This is a genomic window from Fibrobacter sp. UWT3, assembly GCF_900230125.1.
Classification (GTDB): domain Bacteria; phylum Fibrobacterota; class Fibrobacteria; order Fibrobacterales; family Fibrobacteraceae; genus Fibrobacter.
Genome location: NZ_OCSS01000001.1, coordinates 521101 through 538183 on the forward strand (window position 1 = coordinate 521101; position 17083 = coordinate 538183).

The 17083-nt window shown below is 47.2% G+C and carries 18 protein-coding genes; 12 read left to right on the top strand and 6 right to left on the bottom strand.

Translation table 11 applies throughout. The annotated features are described in order from the left end of the window. The first annotated feature begins 1 nt into the window (after nucleotide 1). On the top strand, nucleotides 2-2050 hold the full coding sequence (feoB, locus tag CRO08_RS02155; protein ID WP_255252215.1) for a ferrous iron transport protein B: 2049 nt from the start codon (nucleotides 2-4) through the stop codon (nucleotides 2048-2050). An 8-nt stretch (nucleotides 2051-2058) separates the two neighbouring features. On the opposite strand, the gene CRO08_RS02160 is transcribed toward feoB, so the two are convergent. The 6 genes from CRO08_RS02160 to CRO08_RS02180 form a co-directional block, all read right to left on the bottom strand. After that, a complete protein-coding gene (locus CRO08_RS02160) occupies nucleotides 2059-2847 on the bottom strand; it encodes a ZIP family metal transporter (protein ID WP_097034862.1) in 789 nt (262 codons plus the stop codon). 47 nt (nucleotides 2848-2894) lie between these two features. Next, nucleotides 2895-3497 (bottom strand): hypothetical protein, encoded by a 603-nt coding sequence (locus CRO08_RS02165; protein ID WP_097034863.1) that lies wholly within the window; start codon nucleotides 3495-3497, stop codon nucleotides 2895-2897. A 19-nt stretch (nucleotides 3498-3516) separates the two neighbouring features. After that, on the bottom strand, nucleotides 3517-3669 hold the full coding sequence (locus tag CRO08_RS16885; RefSeq protein ID WP_176495031.1) for a hypothetical protein: 153 nt from the start codon (nucleotides 3667-3669) through the stop codon (nucleotides 3517-3519). 215 nt (nucleotides 3670-3884) lie between these two features. Beyond that, nucleotides 3885-4727: a site-specific integrase gene (locus tag CRO08_RS02170; protein ID WP_097034864.1), complete on the bottom strand. Its 843-nt coding sequence runs from the start codon at nucleotides 4725-4727 to the stop codon at nucleotides 3885-3887. Nucleotides 4728-4883: 156 nt separating this feature from the next. Then, complete coding sequence (locus tag CRO08_RS02175; protein WP_097034865.1) at nucleotides 4884-5576, bottom strand: hypothetical protein; 693 nt, start codon at nucleotides 5574-5576, stop codon at nucleotides 4884-4886. Beyond that, on the bottom strand, nucleotides 5566-6861 hold the full coding sequence (locus CRO08_RS02180) for an ATP/GTP-binding protein (protein ID WP_176495032.1): 1296 nt from the start codon (nucleotides 6859-6861) through the stop codon (nucleotides 5566-5568). The genes CRO08_RS02175 and CRO08_RS02180 overlap by 11 nt, the downstream gene beginning before the upstream one ends. Before the next feature lie 505 nt (nucleotides 6862-7366). Between CRO08_RS02180 and CRO08_RS02185 the strand changes: the two genes are divergently transcribed. From CRO08_RS02185 to CRO08_RS02235, 11 genes are all read left to right on the top strand, one after another. Further along, complete coding sequence (locus tag CRO08_RS02185) at nucleotides 7367-8332, top strand: NAD(P)-dependent oxidoreductase (RefSeq protein WP_097034867.1); 966 nt, start codon at nucleotides 7367-7369, stop codon at nucleotides 8330-8332. 18 nt (nucleotides 8333-8350) lie between these two features. Next, nucleotides 8351-9181 (top strand): NAD(P)-dependent oxidoreductase, encoded by an 831-nt coding sequence (locus CRO08_RS02190; protein ID WP_097034868.1) that lies wholly within the window; start codon nucleotides 8351-8353, stop codon nucleotides 9179-9181. Beyond that, nucleotides 9178-10188: a hypothetical protein gene (locus CRO08_RS02195; protein WP_097034869.1), complete on the top strand. Its 1011-nt coding sequence runs from the start codon at nucleotides 9178-9180 to the stop codon at nucleotides 10186-10188. Before CRO08_RS02190 ends, CRO08_RS02195 begins: the two co-directional genes overlap by 4 nt. Before the next feature lie 24 nt (nucleotides 10189-10212). Then, on the top strand, nucleotides 10213-11244 hold the full coding sequence (gmd, locus tag CRO08_RS02200; RefSeq protein WP_097034870.1) for a GDP-mannose 4,6-dehydratase: 1032 nt from the start codon (nucleotides 10213-10215) through the stop codon (nucleotides 11242-11244). After that, entirely contained in the window at nucleotides 11244-11981 is a 738-nt protein-coding gene (locus tag CRO08_RS02205) for an NAD-dependent epimerase/dehydratase family protein (protein ID WP_097034871.1), read from the top strand. Before gmd ends, CRO08_RS02205 begins: the two co-directional genes overlap by 1 nt. 127 nt (nucleotides 11982-12108) lie before the next feature. Continuing rightward, nucleotides 12109-13140 (top strand): glycosyltransferase family 1 protein, encoded by a 1032-nt coding sequence (locus tag CRO08_RS02210; RefSeq protein ID WP_097034872.1) that lies wholly within the window; start codon nucleotides 12109-12111, stop codon nucleotides 13138-13140. A 61-nt stretch (nucleotides 13141-13201) separates the two neighbouring features. Next, complete coding sequence (gene rfbF, locus CRO08_RS02215; protein WP_097034873.1) at nucleotides 13202-13978, top strand: glucose-1-phosphate cytidylyltransferase; 777 nt, start codon at nucleotides 13202-13204, stop codon at nucleotides 13976-13978. A 4-nt stretch (nucleotides 13979-13982) separates the two neighbouring features. After that, complete coding sequence (gene rfbG, locus CRO08_RS02220; RefSeq protein WP_097034874.1) at nucleotides 13983-15056, top strand: CDP-glucose 4,6-dehydratase; 1074 nt, start codon at nucleotides 13983-13985, stop codon at nucleotides 15054-15056. 4 nt (nucleotides 15057-15060) lie between these two features. Next, nucleotides 15061-15828, top strand: coding sequence for an NAD-dependent epimerase/dehydratase family protein (locus tag CRO08_RS02225; protein WP_097034875.1), 768 nt, complete (start codon nucleotides 15061-15063; stop codon nucleotides 15826-15828). Between the two features lie 44 nt (nucleotides 15829-15872). Beyond that, nucleotides 15873-16202: a transposase gene (locus CRO08_RS02230; protein ID WP_097034692.1), complete on the top strand. Its 330-nt coding sequence runs from the start codon at nucleotides 15873-15875 to the stop codon at nucleotides 16200-16202. Between the two features lie 17 nt (nucleotides 16203-16219). Continuing rightward, complete coding sequence (locus CRO08_RS02235) at nucleotides 16220-17068, top strand: IS3 family transposase (protein ID WP_176495013.1); 849 nt, start codon at nucleotides 16220-16222, stop codon at nucleotides 17066-17068. Nucleotides 17069-17083: the final 15 nt, after the last annotated feature.

Here is a 17083-nt window from a genome sequence, read left to right on the forward strand (position 1 = left end):
AATGAGCGAAATCAAGACTATTGCTTTGCTCGGGCAACCCAATTCCGGTAAATCGACGCTTTTTAACAACTTAACGGGACTTCACCAGCGCGTGGGCAACTGGCCCGGCAAAACGGTGGAGCAGGCCGAAGGTGAATTTGTTTTTGATGGTACGACATATAAAGTAATCGACCTTCCGGGCAGTTACGGGCTTTCGGCGAACTCCGAAGAAGAAGTCGTTACCCGCGACTACATTCAGAGCGGCAAGGCCGACCTCGTGTGCATTCTGGTGGATGCGTCGCAGCTGGAACGCAGCCTTTACATGCTGGCTGATTTTGTGGGCATTCGCATGCCCGTGATGCTGGTGCTCAACATGATGGATGTGGCCGAAGCGGCGGGCAAGAAGATTGACGTGGCTGCGATTGAAAAGCGCCTCGGCGTTCCGGTGCTTGGCTTCAGTGCGGCCGAAACGGAACGTTATCCTGAATTTTTCAAGAAGATGGTTTCGGCTATCAAGACGCCTGTTTGCTTGGATAGCGGGAGCCTGCGCGAGGAACTCGTTAGCGGGGGAGAGCTTGGCGAAAAAACGGATGATATCATTAGCCGCATCGAAGCTGCCCTCGGTGATTTTGAATATGGCGTTTGCGAAAGAATCTGGATTGCGGAAAAGCTTCTCGAAAAAGACAAGCTCATTTGCGGTATCGTGAATGAATCGCTTCCGTTCGCCCGCAAAAATGCGATTGACGCAATCCTTGATAGCGAAGAAGGGCGTGACGGCGGTATTCTTACTGGTGAAGCCAAGTATCGCTGGGTTTCAAAGATTGTGCGTGAATCGGCGACGCCCAAGTCCATTGAGAAAGTCTTTAGCAAGTGGGACCGCATCGCGACGCACCATATCAAGGGCAAGTTCTTTGCGTTCGGCATCATGGTCGTCTCGCTGATTGCGTGCATGATTCTCGCTTTCCCGGGCATGGGAATCGGTTTTGGAATGCAGCCTGTATTGCAGTCGCTCGTAGAACGTGTTGGCGGCGCACTTGGCGTCTGGCCTGTGGTGATTTCTTTCATCAACCTGGTGCTTGTCGGTGGAACTTGTATTACAATTTGTATGACAAGTTTCATTTTCTCCATCATTTTCGTATTCCGCATTCTCGAAGAAATCGGCTACATGGCGCGTTTCTCGTATGCGTTCGACAACTGGCTTTCGCGCCTGGGCCTGCAGGGTAAGGCGATTATGCCGCTGTTCTCCGGAATTGGATGCACGGCGGGTGCGGTTTGCGGCACGCGCGTGCTCGATACCCGCGGGCAACGCCTGCTTGCGCTCGTTCTATTGTGGGCCATCCCGTGCGGGAGCAAGGTGGCTGTGGTGCTGTTCCTGGCGTCTACATTCTTCGGGTCGGCCGCACCGCTGTTCGGTATCGGCTACGTGGCGCTGATTTTTGCAAGCTTCTACCTGTCTTCGCGCCTGTTCGGCAAAAAACTTGTCCCGCAGAATGAACGTGTGGGCATGATTATGGAACTGCCGCCGTATCATAAACCGCATTGGAAGATGATTGCCGCGATGGTCGGGCGTAGCACCTGGGGAATTTTCAAGAAGGCCTTGAAGATGATCCTGATGGTGGCGGCCCTTTTCTGGGCGCTCTCTTACGCAGGCGACGGGAATGTGGAAAATACACTCCTGTACAAGATTGGCAATGCGATTGAACCGGTGACGATGTTCTTTGGCATGCGCTGGGAACTGTTTGTCTCTTATCTGGGCGGCATGTTCAGCAAGGAAGCTTCGCTTGGCATCATGAGCACGCTTTTCAACCATACTGGCGAGGCGTTCTCTCTTGTGACCCGCGTGGCGGCAAGCGAAAACCTGGGCGAGGCGCTTGCAAGTACCATCACCAAGCCCGAAGCGCTCGCGTTCCTGTTTGCATCGATGTTCAACGTTCCCTGCGTGCTGGCGATGGGCACCACCTACCGCGAGGCGGGCTCGTTCAAGTGGTTAGCCACCATCATGGGCTACTACTTGGCACTTTCGCTCGGGCTCGCCTTTATCGGCTACCACATCGGATTGCTGATTTTCTAAGTAAAATTTTATAGCGCGCTGTCGAGCACCATCATGAGCGTGAAGCCCACGGCAAAAAGGATGGTGCCGGCATCAAAATGCTCTCCTTCGCTGACTTCGGGGAGCATTTCTTCGATTACGACATAAATCATGGCGCCCGCCGCAAGCGAGAGCAGGTAGGGCATGAACGGCGAAAGCGCTTCGGCCGCAAGCAGCGTGATTAAGGCCCCTACAGGTTCTACCGCTCCGGAAAGCGCGCCAAGTGCAAAAGCTTTTTTGCGGGAAGCCCCTTCGGCACGGAGCGGGAGCGAAACCACCGCCCCTTCAGGGAAATTCTGGATGGCGATGCCTATGGCAAGCGCAAACGCACCCGAAAGCGTGATGGCCACGTTCCCCGAAAGCCAGCCTGCGAAAACGATACCGACAGCCATGCCCTCGGGCAAGTTGTGCAAAGTTACTGCTAGCGTGAGCATGGTCGTGCGCTTGAGTTTTGCCTTGGGGCCTTCTGGCGTGGCGCTACCCAGATGCAAGTGCGGCGTTATTTTATCCAAAATGTACAGGAACAGAATGCCCGCCCAGAATCCGACCGTCGCCGGGATGAATGCCAGTTTGCCCATCAATTCGCTCGCGCTGATTGCGGGCAAAAGCAAGCTCCAGACGGAGGCCGCCACCATGACTCCCGCCGCAAACGAGAGTAGACCCCGCTTGAGATTTTGGCTCATCTGCTTGCGCATAAAGAACACGCATGCAGCCCCCAAGACCGTCCCTAAAAACGGAATGGCAAGACCTTGCGCAATTTGTAAGACAGGCTCGTTCATACATTAAAAGATAGCCAAAATTTTGTTTACGTTTTTTTTGTGGAAAATTACGACCTGTATTTCCGTGGTAAGAAAAATCCTTTGACGCAATTTTCGTTCCGGATGCAGACCTGGATATGGTCCTTCTTTCCGAACTGAGTTCCAGGGTAGGCGGGGGAGCCTTCAGAAAAGGCGCCGCGAACGGTATCATATTCGTTAACTGGATCAAAAGCCTCGTTTGCTGCGTGCAAATGTTCAATAAGGGAACAATCTAGTTTGCGCAACAATCCCCGTGGGTTTGGCGAACCGTCCGGATTCGTATTTTGCGGTATTGGTTCTCCAATCCATTGCAAATCCTCGACAAAACGAGGAAAGTCATCCGACAGCAAGTCGATGAAGTGCTTGTCTGTCAGATCCATGCAGTTTCCCAGTGTGTAGACCACGCCGATAACAAACGGCTCCTTGTATGGGTTTGGTCTGTGATTTTTTGCCCAATCCAGCGCTCGCTCTATGTTGTTTTCCCATACGTAAAAGCCATGGCCGAGCCACTCGTGATTGCGGGTGCTGGACGATAGTGAATTTGGTTCCGTAAGCAACCGCATTCCCTCGTTTTTCTCGCACCCATGAAACCCAATATAAAGATTGGGACGTTCTGAATATACGTCTTGCATAAGCCCCTCCGGTCAATATTTACTTAGCCGGCGTTGGGGTGCGGTAAATGGGTGCGAGTTTGCACTGCTTCGTGATTATGCCGGCTTTTTGGAGACGCAGGATTGCGGCCTTCTTCGAGCGATCTTGCGCACGAATGGCTTCCCTTGTCTTCTCGATAGTATTCAGTGTCATATTTTATTCTCCATCGCTCCGGCATACACAAATGTACACTATTTTTGCGTGACTGTCAATAGGTTCCTTAAAAAATTTCCAATAAAGAAGCCCTGGAACTATTGTTTCAGGGCGAATGAAGAAAGTTGCCTTAGGTGACTTCTATGTCGAGTTTTCCTTCTATGTACCGTTCTTCTTGGCCCACTTGTTATGTATTTTTGTTGCCCAAAGCCGCGTCACCCCGCCGGGACGTTTATCTTGAACTTCTCCATTTCGCGGTCGATGACCTTGTTGGAGTAGTTCGCGTAAATGAGCGTCGTCTGTATGTTGGCGTGGCCGAGCACCTTAGATATCACCTCGATGGGCACCCCGAACGAGACGCACGAGGTGGCGAAGGTGTGGCGTGCGATGTGCGCGTGCAGGTGGCTGTGGAAGTCCAGCTTCTTGGCGGCGGCGCGGAGATTCTTGTTGAACGTGGAGTTGTCCACCACGTGCAGGGCCGTCTCGCCCGTGCCCTCGAGAAGGGCTAGCGCCTGGGCGGGAATCGGGATGTAGACCTGCGCGCCGGTCTTCTGCGTGAAGATGCGTATCTTGCCGTTGTGGATGTCGTGCGGGGTGAGCGCCCGGAGGTCCGAGAAGCGCAGGCCCGTGAAGCACGAGAAGAGGAATGCCCGCAGCGCCTCGCGCTCGGAGAAATTGAGCTGCTCGGAGCGTTCCCTGAAGCCGGAGTACAGCTTTTCGAGCTCGTCTATTTCCAGGAACTCGCGGCGGTTGCGGACCTTCTTGAGCGGAAAGTCCCGCATGGGGTCGCGGCGCATCTTGCGCCTGCGGAGCAGTTCCCTGATGAACATCCGGAGTATGGAAAGCGAGCGGTAGATGCAGCCGGCGCTGTTCTTGCGCGCGTGCATGAAGTCGATGTAGCCGAAGACGAACGCCTCGGTGATGTCGCGGCATTCCGCCGTGGGCCTGTACATCTGCAGCTTGCGCAGGTGGGAGAGGTATGTGTCGTAGGTGTATTTCGACAGCGTGTTCGCCTTGGATTCCACAATCGCACGCGTCTCGGCGTAAAAGTCGCTCATTGGTTGCCCCTTATGGCTTACATGCGTTCAAAAGCCATCGTTTAAATCAGTTCTGTACAAATGTATACTATTTTTGTGCGATTGTCAATAGGTTCCTAATTTTTTTACTGGAATCTTTTTGTGCCCGCCCCCTTGTACGAAGTTGCGTTTGGCATATCAAAGATTGCTGTTCTTGTAAAACACCTGGGCGTTTTCTGCATTGCGAACTCCGGATCGACTGGCCGTTCGTGCGGGGATGTTCGGGTACTGGGTCACCAGATCGCTGCTTTTTTCGTAAGCCACCCCGACAACGGTGGCTTCGCTCGTCTTTGGGATCGAAACGATAACTATATGCAATGTCTTGTCCTTATATCGGCGTAGATAAAAGTGCTTGTCGTTCCCTTCTGCGATAATTGCAGGGTGTTTTAAGGTTTCTACAATGCATCCTGCATATTGTGCTCGCCGAGTATCAAAATGGTATTCATGTCCACCGCATAAATGCTTGGCTCGGAATTCCAAGGTTCTTTGCTCGTTTTGCTCGCGCTCTTGCTTTTCGGGGTCTCGGTCAGGAACATCTAAATGAACGGCTACGCCGTCTGGCCCGACAACGATCGGATTTCTCACAAGAAGGTCCTTCACGGCGGAAACTAGGTCGGGCTCTCTCTTTTGAGGCAATATAGGTGCGGGAACACTTTCTGCCGGAATAAAGGGTTTGACCGACTTCAACTGAAAGCCTTGCTTGACATCGGCCCACGAGGAACAAGGGGTCTTTTGCGTCTGAATGGGTTTAGGTGCGGCAAGAGCCTTTCTGTTGCTCTTGCGGTGTAATCCTGCGATCAGCTCATTGAATCTTTTCTCGTCATTGCCCATCCGATTCCTCATTGGCGTAATCAAACAGGTTTGCGTAAGACTCGATATTCGGTACGCCACCAAGGCAACCGTCGAGGTACAGTTTGGGCAAGTTGCGGTCCTTGCGAATCTTGGCTTCCTTTATAATGAATTCGTCAAGAGAGGACAGTTCTGTCGATCCAAATTCCGCGCTCCGTTCGGCAATCCAGATTTCATCGCGGCGCAGTACGTCTTGGTCCATCTGCTCTATGTCGTGGTTTGTTAACACCAACTGCGAACGAGTATCCTGGTTCCTGGTTTCAAGGAAAGAGGCTAGCAACTGTTTTACAAGATTGGTGTGCAGGCTTCTGTCCAGTTCGTCGATGACATAGCAACAGTCCGAACCGATTGACACGAGATCATTGAAGGCGGGGAACAAGTGCAGGCATCGACGTGTGCCGTCGGAATTTTCGGAAATTTCAAATGGGACTAAGGTTCCGTTTGTTCCGCGGTGATACGAAATCATCTTGTAACACTTTAGTTCGCCGTTCAGGAATTCAAATCGATAAAAATCGTCATTGTTTCCCATCGCCAGGACATTGATCGTTCCCGAGGAGAGGATTCTTACGATTTCGGCGATGTAGTCCTTCGCAAAGAAGTTGGAATAGTCGTTGAACGGCTTGAAGTCGATTTTCTCGATACTCGTGTCCAGCTTGTGCAGGACCATGGAGAGTTTGTCGGTCGGCATGGTCTTGTCCGTAAAGCGGATAAGACGACTGGCAGGCGTAAGCACGACAAGCTTGAAACGGAACCAGAAATAAATTTTTTTCAGCTCTTCAAGGCCGGGAACGTCCTGAATCTGCATGTAAGACAATGCGAGCCTTTGCCTGAGCGTGCCCTGGATTGCATTGCGTGCCTCCTTGGGCATAGAAGATTCGAAATTGAAAGCGTTGCTTTCGTCGCGTTCGAATACGATTTTCAGGCGTTTGCCGCGTGCACGTTCCAGCTTCTCCCAGGCAACATAGCCTTCGTGGGTGAGAGCGAAACGGTAGTGGTACATCTGGTCGTCAATTGTAAAAGTGAACTCGAACTCGCTATTTTTGGAAGAATAATCCGGATCGATTCTAAACGTGTCCACCATTTCCTTGTGGTAGGGGTCGAAATCGGTAGAGGTAATCTGCCCCACCGCGAACTCGATTGCCTTGACCAGGTTCGACTTGCCTGCCGCGTTAGCGCCAAAAACAACAGCGATGGGGAGCACGTTCAGCTTGTATTCTGGTAAATACTGAATGTGGTTCGCGTGCTGTTTCTCCTTGCTCGCAATCATGGACAAGGATGTTCTGCCTTTGAAGGATTTCCAATTTGAAACGGTGAAATTCAGTAGCATTTTGTTTCTCCGATATAAAAAATAACAAATAATTTCCTAAAAAGCAATATTTTATGAGAAAATTTCTCGCAAAATGTGTTTTTTTTGCGATGAAATTACCGCTGAATGGCGTGTGTCGCTTTTCTACGGTTGTCAATAGGCTCTTTATTTTTTTTCCCGAAAATTTTCCCAAGTCCCTGCCGGGAGTCCGAAATTATGCCGCCTTGCATGTAATTTTGTGCTTTCCCCAGCCATATACCGCATGCCCCCTTGTAACAATTCCGTAATTTTCTAAATTTATACGCAATTACGCAATCTGTGGTAACGGATATCACGGATTGCCGCACATTGAACGGACGAGACCCTCGCGATGACGTTGACTAGTGACTTTTTGTTTGCCGGACCGCACCCCGCAGTTCCCCGTAGACTGGGGAAGGCTTTATAACCTGGGCTTTAATGGAGTAATATGCAGTTCAATCAGTTCATTATTTTCGGTGGATGCGGCTTTATCGGGACGCACACTGCGAACCTTCTCCGCGAAAAGTATCCAGACGCAAAGGTCTATATTGCGGATTTACTTGCTGATGGCGCGGAATTCTCACAAAGGGTCGACGTCCGTCAGCCGATTTCAATGAATGGCGAATTTGGCAAGGACACCCTGATTTTCAATTTCGCGGCGATTCACCGCACGCCGGGCCACCCTGATCACGCATACTTCGAGACAAACATCCGCGGTGCAGAAAATGTGTGCGATTTTGCTCGCAAGCACGGCATCAACAACATTGTTTTTACCAGCAGCATTGCTCCGTATGGTGCTGCCGAAGACCTGAAGTCCGAAGGCACTCTCCCGACCCCGAACACTCCTTACGGCATTTCCAAGTTGGTTGCTGAGAAAATTCACCGTGAATGGGCTGCTGAAAGCGCCGATAGAAAGCTATCCATCGTGCGTCCGGGAATCGTATTCGGTACCGGCGAGCACGGCAACATGACCCGCCTTTACAAGGGGCTTAAGAGCCACAAGTTTGCCTATGCCGGCCGCAAGGACACCATCAAGGCGTGTATCTATGTGAAGGACCTTGCTCGCGTGATGCTTGCCATGGCCGAAAACGAACAGGCCGACAGAATCCAGTTGCACAACTGCTGTTACTATCCGTCGTTTACTATTGAGCAGATTTGCAAGACGATGCTCAAGGCGACCGGAATGCGGCGCTGGATTCCCTTTATCCCGCGTAAGCCCATGATGGCTGCCGCGACCGTATGCGGAATTTTTGGGGGCTTGGGCCTCGGTATTTGCCCCGCCCGCGTGAAAAAGTTGATGGTTTCCACCAATATCAACGGAAAAAAATTATCTGAAAACTACCCGCTCAGCTACACGCTGGAAGAAGCCTTCCGCGATTGGTATAAGGACTGCAACGGGAAGGGACTGGAGTAAAGATTTAAAAGGTGAGATATGAAAATTCTAGTTACTGGAGCAAATGGATATTTAGGCCAAGGAATTGTAAAGGCAATTCTTGATAACGGACATTCTGTTGTTGCGGCTGATTTTAAAACCCAATATGTCGACGAGCGTGCGACCAAAATGGATTGCAACTTATTTGAAGTTGACAATCCTTTTGAATATTTTGGTCGCCCAGATATCTTGTTGCATTTGGCTTGGCGTGATGGTTTTGTGCACAATTCTAATGCTCATATAGATGACCTTCCGAAGCATTACAATTTCATCAAGAAAATGGTGGAATCTGGAGTGAAAAAATTAGCCGTGATGGGCTCTATGCACGAAATAGGCTTTTTCGAAGGCAGCATCAATGAAAATACTCCATGCAATCCGATGAGTCTTTATGGTATAGCCAAAAACGCATTGCGTAGTATTACTCAATTGTTGGCCTCGCAACATTCGATTCCTTTCCAATGGTTAAGAGGTTATTATATCGTAGGCAACTCTCAGTTTGGCTGCTCTATTTTCTCAAAGATTACGGCTGCCGAGAAGGAAGGAAAAACGGAATTCCCGTTTACGATGGGGCAAAATCAGTGGGATTTCGTTGATTATGAAGAATTCTGCAGGCAGGTGGCTGCGGCCGTCAGCCAAAGCGAAATCAATGGAATCATAAACATTTGCTCTGGTCATCCGGAAAAACTTGCAGATCGTGTTGAACGCTTTATCAAAGAAAACAATTATTCCATAAAGCTCAAGTATGGGGCTTTCCCGGATAGGCCATACGATTCTAAGGCTGTTTGGGGAAATGACGAAAAAATTCAGAAAATCTTAAAGAATAAAAAATGAATGAAGCTAAGAAAGTTTTGCTGATAGCTCCGGTTTTCTTTGGTTACTACAAAGAAATTATTGCGGAATTGGAAAGGATGGGGTATGACGTAGACTATGTCTGCGATGCCCCCAGTAATTCCAATGTTTCAAAGGCTTTAGGAAGAATCAATAAGAGTTTCATTCGTTTTTTCACAAAGCGATATTTCAAGAACAAGGTCTTGCCCTTTATTTCTGGGAAGTCATACGATTATGTATTCGTTGTTGGTGGCATGACTTTCGCTTTTTCTGCCACTATGGTGAAAAAGATGAAGGATATGAACCCGCAGGCGAAATTCGTAATGTACCAGTGGGACTCTGAAAAGAATTTGCCTTATTCAACCTCTATTCATCCTTATTTTGACAAACTGTATTCCTTTGATCGCTATGATTGCAAACGCGATTCTAAATACAATTTCTTGCCACTATTTTATACTAGAATGTATGAAGATATTGGCAGTAAGGCTTCTTGTGAAAAATTTGAATACGATTGCTCCTATGTAGGGACCGCGCATCCTTTAAAGTACAAGAATATCAATGAAATAGCGAGGGCGTTGAAGCCGATATGGCCTAAACAGTTCATATACCACTATATGCCCTCAAAACTAAAGTACATCTACCATAAATTGACTGCTCCCGAATATAAAAATGCCAAATTAAGTGAATTTAAACTAGATAAAATCGCTGCGAAAGAAATGATGGCGGTTTTTGAAAAGTCAAAATGCGTTTTAGATTCTCCTCAGGGTGGCCAAACTGGGTTGACAATTCGTACTTTGGAATGCTTGGGCGCAAAGAAGAAAATGATTACGTCAAATGCAGATATAAAATATTACGATTTTTATGACGAGGCAAATGTGATGGTTTTTGAAACTGATAAATCGCTTGATTTTGAAAGTACTTTTTTCAAAAAGCCTTACAAGGACATTTCGGAAGATTTGTATAAGAAATATTCATTAAGAAATTGGTTGAAGACAATTCTAAGTTTTTAGTCTTTTGCATAAAGAAGGTACAACATGAATAAAACTGGCAGGAACGCTCTTATTACGGGCATTACTGGACAAGACGGCTCTTACTTGGCAGAACTTCTGCTTTCTAAGGGCTACAAGGTTTTTGGCTTGGTTCGCCGCAAGAGCAAACTCGATTTCAACAATGCAGCTCACTTGTCGGGTAAGGTTCAGTTTATTTTTGGTGATATGACGGATTTGGCGTCCCTTATCCGTGCGCTTGAAATTTCTGAAGCCGATGAAATCTACAACTTGGCTGCCCAGTCGTTTGTGACGACTTCCTGGGAAACTCCACTTTCTACGGCTGATATCAATGCCATCGGCGTGACGAATATTCTTGAGGCAATCCGCCTGACCCGCCCCAAGGCTCGTTTCTACCAGGCATCTACTAGTGAAATGTTCGGCAAAGTGCAGGCTATTCCGCAGAACGAAACAACCCCTTTCTATCCGCGTAGTCCGTATGGTGTTTCCAAGCTTTATGGTCACTGGATTACGAAGAACTACCGCGAAAGCTATGGCATGTTCGCCTGCTCCGGCATTCTCTTCAACCATGAATCTGAACGTCGTGGTGCTGAATTTGTGACTCGCAAGATTACCATCGCTATTGCAAAAATTAAGGCTGGGAAGCAGGATGTTCTCGAACTCGGAAACCTTGATGCCAAGCGTGACTGGGGCCATTCTCAGGATTACGTGAAGGCTATGTGGCTCATGTTGCAGCAGGACAAGGCAGATGATTTTGTCATTGCGACTGGCGAGACCCATCCGGTTCGCGAATTCGTGACCCTCGCTTTCGAAGCTGCTGGTATGGCTATTGAATGGCATGGTCAGGGTGTCGATGAATACGCGACTCTCAAGGGAACTGATAAGGTTGTCGTCAAGGTGAATCCGGCGTTCTACCGCCCTGCCGAAGTCGACTTGCTCATTGGCGATGCGTCCAAGGCAGAAAAGACCCTTGGTTGGAAGCGCGAAATCAGCTATCCGGAACTCATCAAGCGTATGGTCGAAAATGACCAGAAACTCTTGGCGGAAGGCAAGATTTAATGAAACAGACGCTTGTCATTGGGGCTGCAGGCTTTGTCGGCAAGTATCTGACTAAGGAACTCGAAAGCAATGGGCATCGAGTCTATGCTGCCGATATTCCCGAATTGAACATCCTTGATGTCGATTCCCTGGAAAAGAAGTTTTCCGAAGCGATGTTTGATTATGTGGTGAACCTTGCCGCCATCAGTTCTGTTGGCGCATCATGGAAAGACCCCATTGCAACTTTGGAAGTCAATGTCCGCGGAACGCTCAACATTCTGAACGCGGTCCAAAAACATTGCCCCAAAGCCAAGGTTCTCTTGGTCGGTTCTGCCGAGGAATATGCTCCGAAAGATTCTCCGCTCAACGAGGATGATAAGCTTGAAGCGAGCAATCCTTATGGCATTACGAAAGTCGCTCAGGAAAACTTTGCTGAACTGTACCGTAAAAAGTATGGGATGAATATAGTCTGCACCCGTTCTTTTAACCATACGGGAGTCGGCCAGACAACGAACTTTGTGTTGCCGAGTTTCGTGAAGCAAATTGCCGATATTGAGAAAACTGGCAAGCCTGGGAAGATATTCGTGGGCAACTTGGCTGTGTCGCGTGATTTTTCCGATGTCCGCGATGTCGTGACGACCTATCGCAAACTTTTGGAGAACGATACGGAATATACTGTTTATAATGTCGGTTCCGGCAAGGCTAACAAACTTTCTGATTTGCTGGATTATATCATCTCGCTTGCAAGTGTCCCGTAGAAGTGTGTGTTGATCCCGAAAAGTTCCGCCCAGTGGATTTGCCGTATCTATGTGCGGATAATTCCCGCATTAAGGAATTCTGGCCGGGGACAGATATTAAAGAAACCATTAAGGAAATGTTCGAAACATGGCGAAAATAATCATCAATGGGAAGTTCTTTTCGCAGCGCATAACTGGAGTTCAGCGTTATGCGAGAGAAATGCTGAATGCATTGGACCCTATGCTTATGTGTGGTGATGTTCTTTTGGTTTTGCCTAAAGATGCGCACGATGTCCCTTGTTTCCAAAATATCAAAATACATAGAACGAATATAAAAGCATCAATTATATTTGACCAAATATATATGCCTTTTTTTGCGCTGAAAATGGGATTACCTGCGTTACATATGTGCCATGTCGCCCCGATTCTAAAGCCTGATTATGTTTTTATCTATGATGCAAATGTTGAAAAGAACCCCAAATGGTTTACGAAAAAAATTTTTATTTGGTATTACATAATACACTGGATTTGTTCAAAGTGGTCAAAGAAAATTTTTACAGACTCGGATTTTGCAAAGAACGAATTGTGTAATTTTTTTGGTGTTGCCAAACATCGAATAGTGAATGTGGGGGCAGGATGGCAACATATGCTACAAATCCAAGATGATGAAAATACACTTTTGAAATTTGGCCTTGAAAAGGGAAATTACTTTTTTTCACTAGGAACTAAAGCTCCTCATAAAAATCTGAAATGGGTTTATGAATATGCTTCCAAACATCCGAAAGATATCTTTGCTGTTTCAGGATCTTCGGATGGAAAAATTTTTGGAAAGGTTGATGCACCTTTGCCTTCAAATGTACGCTTTTTGGGGTATCTTTCTGACTCCGAAATTAAGTTCTTGATGAAAAATAGCAAAGCCTTCCTTTTCCCGTCTTTTTATGAGGGATTTGGAATACCTCCTCTTGAAGCGCTTAGTACGGGTTGTCGCGTAATAGTTTCTGATATCCCCGTAATGCACGAAAATTTTGGTAAAACTGTATGGTATATCAATCCACATTGTGTTGATGTGGATTTGGATGTGGCGATGAATACTCCTATTGAATCTGCTGATGTTGTTCTTGAAAAATACAGTTGGCGAAAAGGGGCGGAAATATTGCGCGAAATTCTAATAGAAAAATAGATTGGTTTGCGTGAACTTTGATGCATTCTTGAAAAATGCTGGCAAAAAAAAGGAATGATTTATGAAAACAGTTCTTTTGGCAGGTGGTTTTGGTTCCCGAATATCTGAGGAATCAGCATTTAGACCTAAGCCGATGATTGAAATCGGCGGCAAGCCTATTTTGTGGCATATCATGAAGGAATATGCTTATTATGGTCATACGGAATTCATCATCTGTGCCGGTTACAAGCAAGAGTATATCAAGGAATGGTTCTCGAACTATTTCCTGCAGAATTCTGATGTGACTTTTGATTTTCGCAACGATAAAAATGAAATGACGATTCACCATAGCCACATCGAACCATGGAAAGTTACTGTTGTTGATACCGGCTACAATACGATGACTGGTGGACGTATCAAACGTGTCCAGGAATACATTGGGAATGAACCTTTTTTTATGACTTATGGAGATGGCGTTTGCGATGTAGACATCAATAAACTTTTTGAGTTCCATAAGAGTCATGGTAAAATAGCGACGCTTACTGCAGTCAAATTAGCTCAAGACAAGGGTGTTCTCAATATTGGAGGGAACAATGCGGTCAAGTCTTTCCGTGAAAAAAGTGTGAATGACGGTGTTACAATCAATGCTGGTTATATGGTGTTGCAACCTGAAATATTCAATTATCTCACGAATGATACTTGCGTGTTTGAAAAAGAGCCGCTGGCAAAACTTGCTAGTGATGGTGAGCTAATGTCTTACTCGCACACGGGTTTTTGGCAGTGCATGGACAACATTAGAGAAAAGGAAGGCTTGGAAAAGCTTTTGGCTTGTAATCGGGCTCCGTGGAAAAAATGGTAGAGTTATGATAGACATATTCAATAACTTCTATAAAGGCAAACGAGTGCTTGTAACCGGTCATACGGGGTTCAAGGGTAGTTGGCTTTCTGTTTGGCTTCATGAACTTGGAGCCGAAGTGATTGGCGTCGGGTTGGAACCGAATTCTGTAAAGGATAATTTTGTCTTGAGCGGTATCGGCTCAAAAATTAAAGCCGATATTCGTGCGGATATTCGAGACCTACAGAAAATGAAAGATATCTTTGCTGAATACCAGCCGGAGATTGTTTTTCATTTGGCTGCGCAGCCTCTTGTCCGTTTGAGCTATGAAAAGCCCGTAGAAACTTATGAAACAAATGTCATGGGGACGATCAATATTCTCGAAGCGATTCGTGCCACCGATAGTGTGAAGGTTGGTGTGATGATAACCACAGACAAATGCTACGATAACAAGGAACAGCTTCGTGGCTACAGGGAAGACGATCCGTTCGGAGGTTATGATCCGTATAGTTCCTCGAAGGGGGCTTGCGAAATAGCCATTCAGTCATGGCGTCGGAGCTACTTTAACCCGGAACAGTTCAAAAAGCATGGCAAATCGATAGCCTCCGTTCGTGCGGGCAATGTGATTGGTGGTGGCGATTGGTCTCTTGACAGAATTATTCCCGATTGTATCCGAGCTCTGGAAGCAAACAAGCCAATCGATATTCGTTCGCCCAAGTCGGTACGCCCGTGGGAACATGTGCTGGAACCTCTTTCTGGCTACATGTTGCTTGCTCAGAAAATGTGGAATAAACCGACTGAATATTGCGAAGGCTGGAACTTTGGCCCTGAATCGGAATCCGTTTCTACAGTTTGGGAAGTTGCAACAGAACTGGTCAAAAATTTTGGCAAGGGCGAATTGAAGGACTCTTCTAATCCTAACGCTGTTCACGAAGCTCAATTGCTGATGCTGGACATTACCAAGGCCAAGACCCGTTTAGGATGGAAACCAAGGCTGTATATGCAACAGTGTTTGGCTCTTGTAGCCGATTGGTACAAACGTTATAAAAACGAAAATGTGTACAATCTTTGTGTAGAAGAAATTGAGAAATTTGTTGGGTAACAATATGGAAACTATTTTCATAACTGGTGCTGGTCCACGTGGCGTAACGGGAAAATTGATTAAAGAGTATTTTTCAAATAAGTTTAATTTGCTAACGCCAAGCAGTACAGAATTAGATTTAACAAATGATGTCAATGTAACCGAATATTTCAACAATAATAAAATCGATTACGTAATCCATTGCGCAACATTTCGCCCAACATCAGTTCATAATGGTCATTTTGTTGATGAGGAATTGGAAAGCAATCTTAGAATGTATTTTTCTTTAGCAAAACAGGCTAGTCGAATGAAAAAAATGATTTATTTTGGAAGTGGTGCTGAATTTGATAAAAGCGCACCGATTATTCGAGCCTCGGAAGTTGATTTTGGCAAAAGAATTCCTCAAAATAAATATGGATTGGGCAAATATATTATGAATATTGACGCCGTAAATAGCTCCAATATTTATAATTTGCGACTCTTTGGAACAATCGACAAATATGAGCGCTTTACAAAAAATATCATAAGTAATTTGTGTGTTAAAGCGATTATGGAAATGCCCATACAACTTCGTCAGGATTGTCGGTTCAGTTTCATTGACATTAATGATGTTTTGCCTATTATAGAATACGCTCTTTTGAATCCGTTAGCTCATCATGATTATAATTTGGCTATAGATGAAACTTTTTTGCTATCGGATATTGCTAAAATAATCATAAAAATGTCAGGACGAACGGATTCTGTTTTTTTTGAAAAAAAAGGTGGACCATGCAGGAGTTTAATAAGAGGGTAGCATAAGCTACTATATTCATTGCGCAACCCCCAAAAGGTAAAACAATGGCAAAAATCAACTATAGCTCCGAGACAAGGGAACAGGTCATCAAGCTGGTCCTGAAAGGCGAAAAGTCAGCAAACCAAATAGCCAAGGAACTCGGAATCGGGCCCAATACAGTCGGTCGGTGGGTAAACGAGTACCGCAAGGAACACAACCTGCCGAGCTACCGCGAGGAACGGCGAATCCGCAAGGTGTCCGTCGAGGAACTCGCCGCCAAGAACAGGGAACTGGAAAAACTCCTGAAGAAGCGTGAAAAGGAGCTTGCGGACGAGAAGGAGACGGTAGAGATCCTAAAAAAATCCCTGCACATCTTTATGCGACCACACGACTGAAATGCGAGGCGATACACGTGAACCGCAAGAAATACTCAGTCAGGAAGATGTGCAGAGCCCTAGGAATACCGCAGTGTTCCTACTACCAGTGGTCGCGCCAGCAGGAAAAACGTGCCGAGAAGAAGGCCCGCGAAGAACGGCTTGTCCAGAAGGTCCGCGACACCTTCGAAGAAAACCACCGCGTGTACGGTTGCCCGAAGATGCAGGCGGCACTCCATGACAAGGGTGACGAGGTAAAGGTGTGGAAACTGCGCCGCATCATGCGCGAGAACGGTCTCTATCCGGTCACGCTCAAGAAATGGAAACCCTACCGCAAGGGCAAATGTGACTCCATGTACAGCGAGAACCTGGTGCAGCGGAAGTTCGATCCCGACAGTCTGAACGCCGTCTGGGCCGGCGACATCACCTACGTCAAGACTACGCTTGGCTGGGTGTACCTTGCCGTGGTACTTGACCTATGCAACAAGGAGGCGGTGGGTTATGCCGTGAGCAAGAACATCGACACGGAACTTGTCAAGCGCGCGTTGTCCAATGCCATCATGCAACGCGGCCATCACGACGGACTAATCTTCCATTCCGACCGTGGCGTGCAGTACAGCAGCATGGGCTACCGCACGATGCTCTCGGAGAATGGGATAACGCCCTCGATGAGCGCCCCGGGCTGCCCCTACGACAACGCCTGCATGGAAAGCTTCTTCGCAAGCTTCAAGAAGGAGATGGCCTACAGGCGAGACTTCAAGGACATCGAAGACGTGCGGGAGGCCGTTTTCAGGTACATCGAGCTGTTCTACAACCGGAAACGGCTCCATAGTTCGCTCGGTTACATGACACCGGTGGAATATAGGCTGTCAAAACAGGCTGCCTAGACCACAAGGGTATAC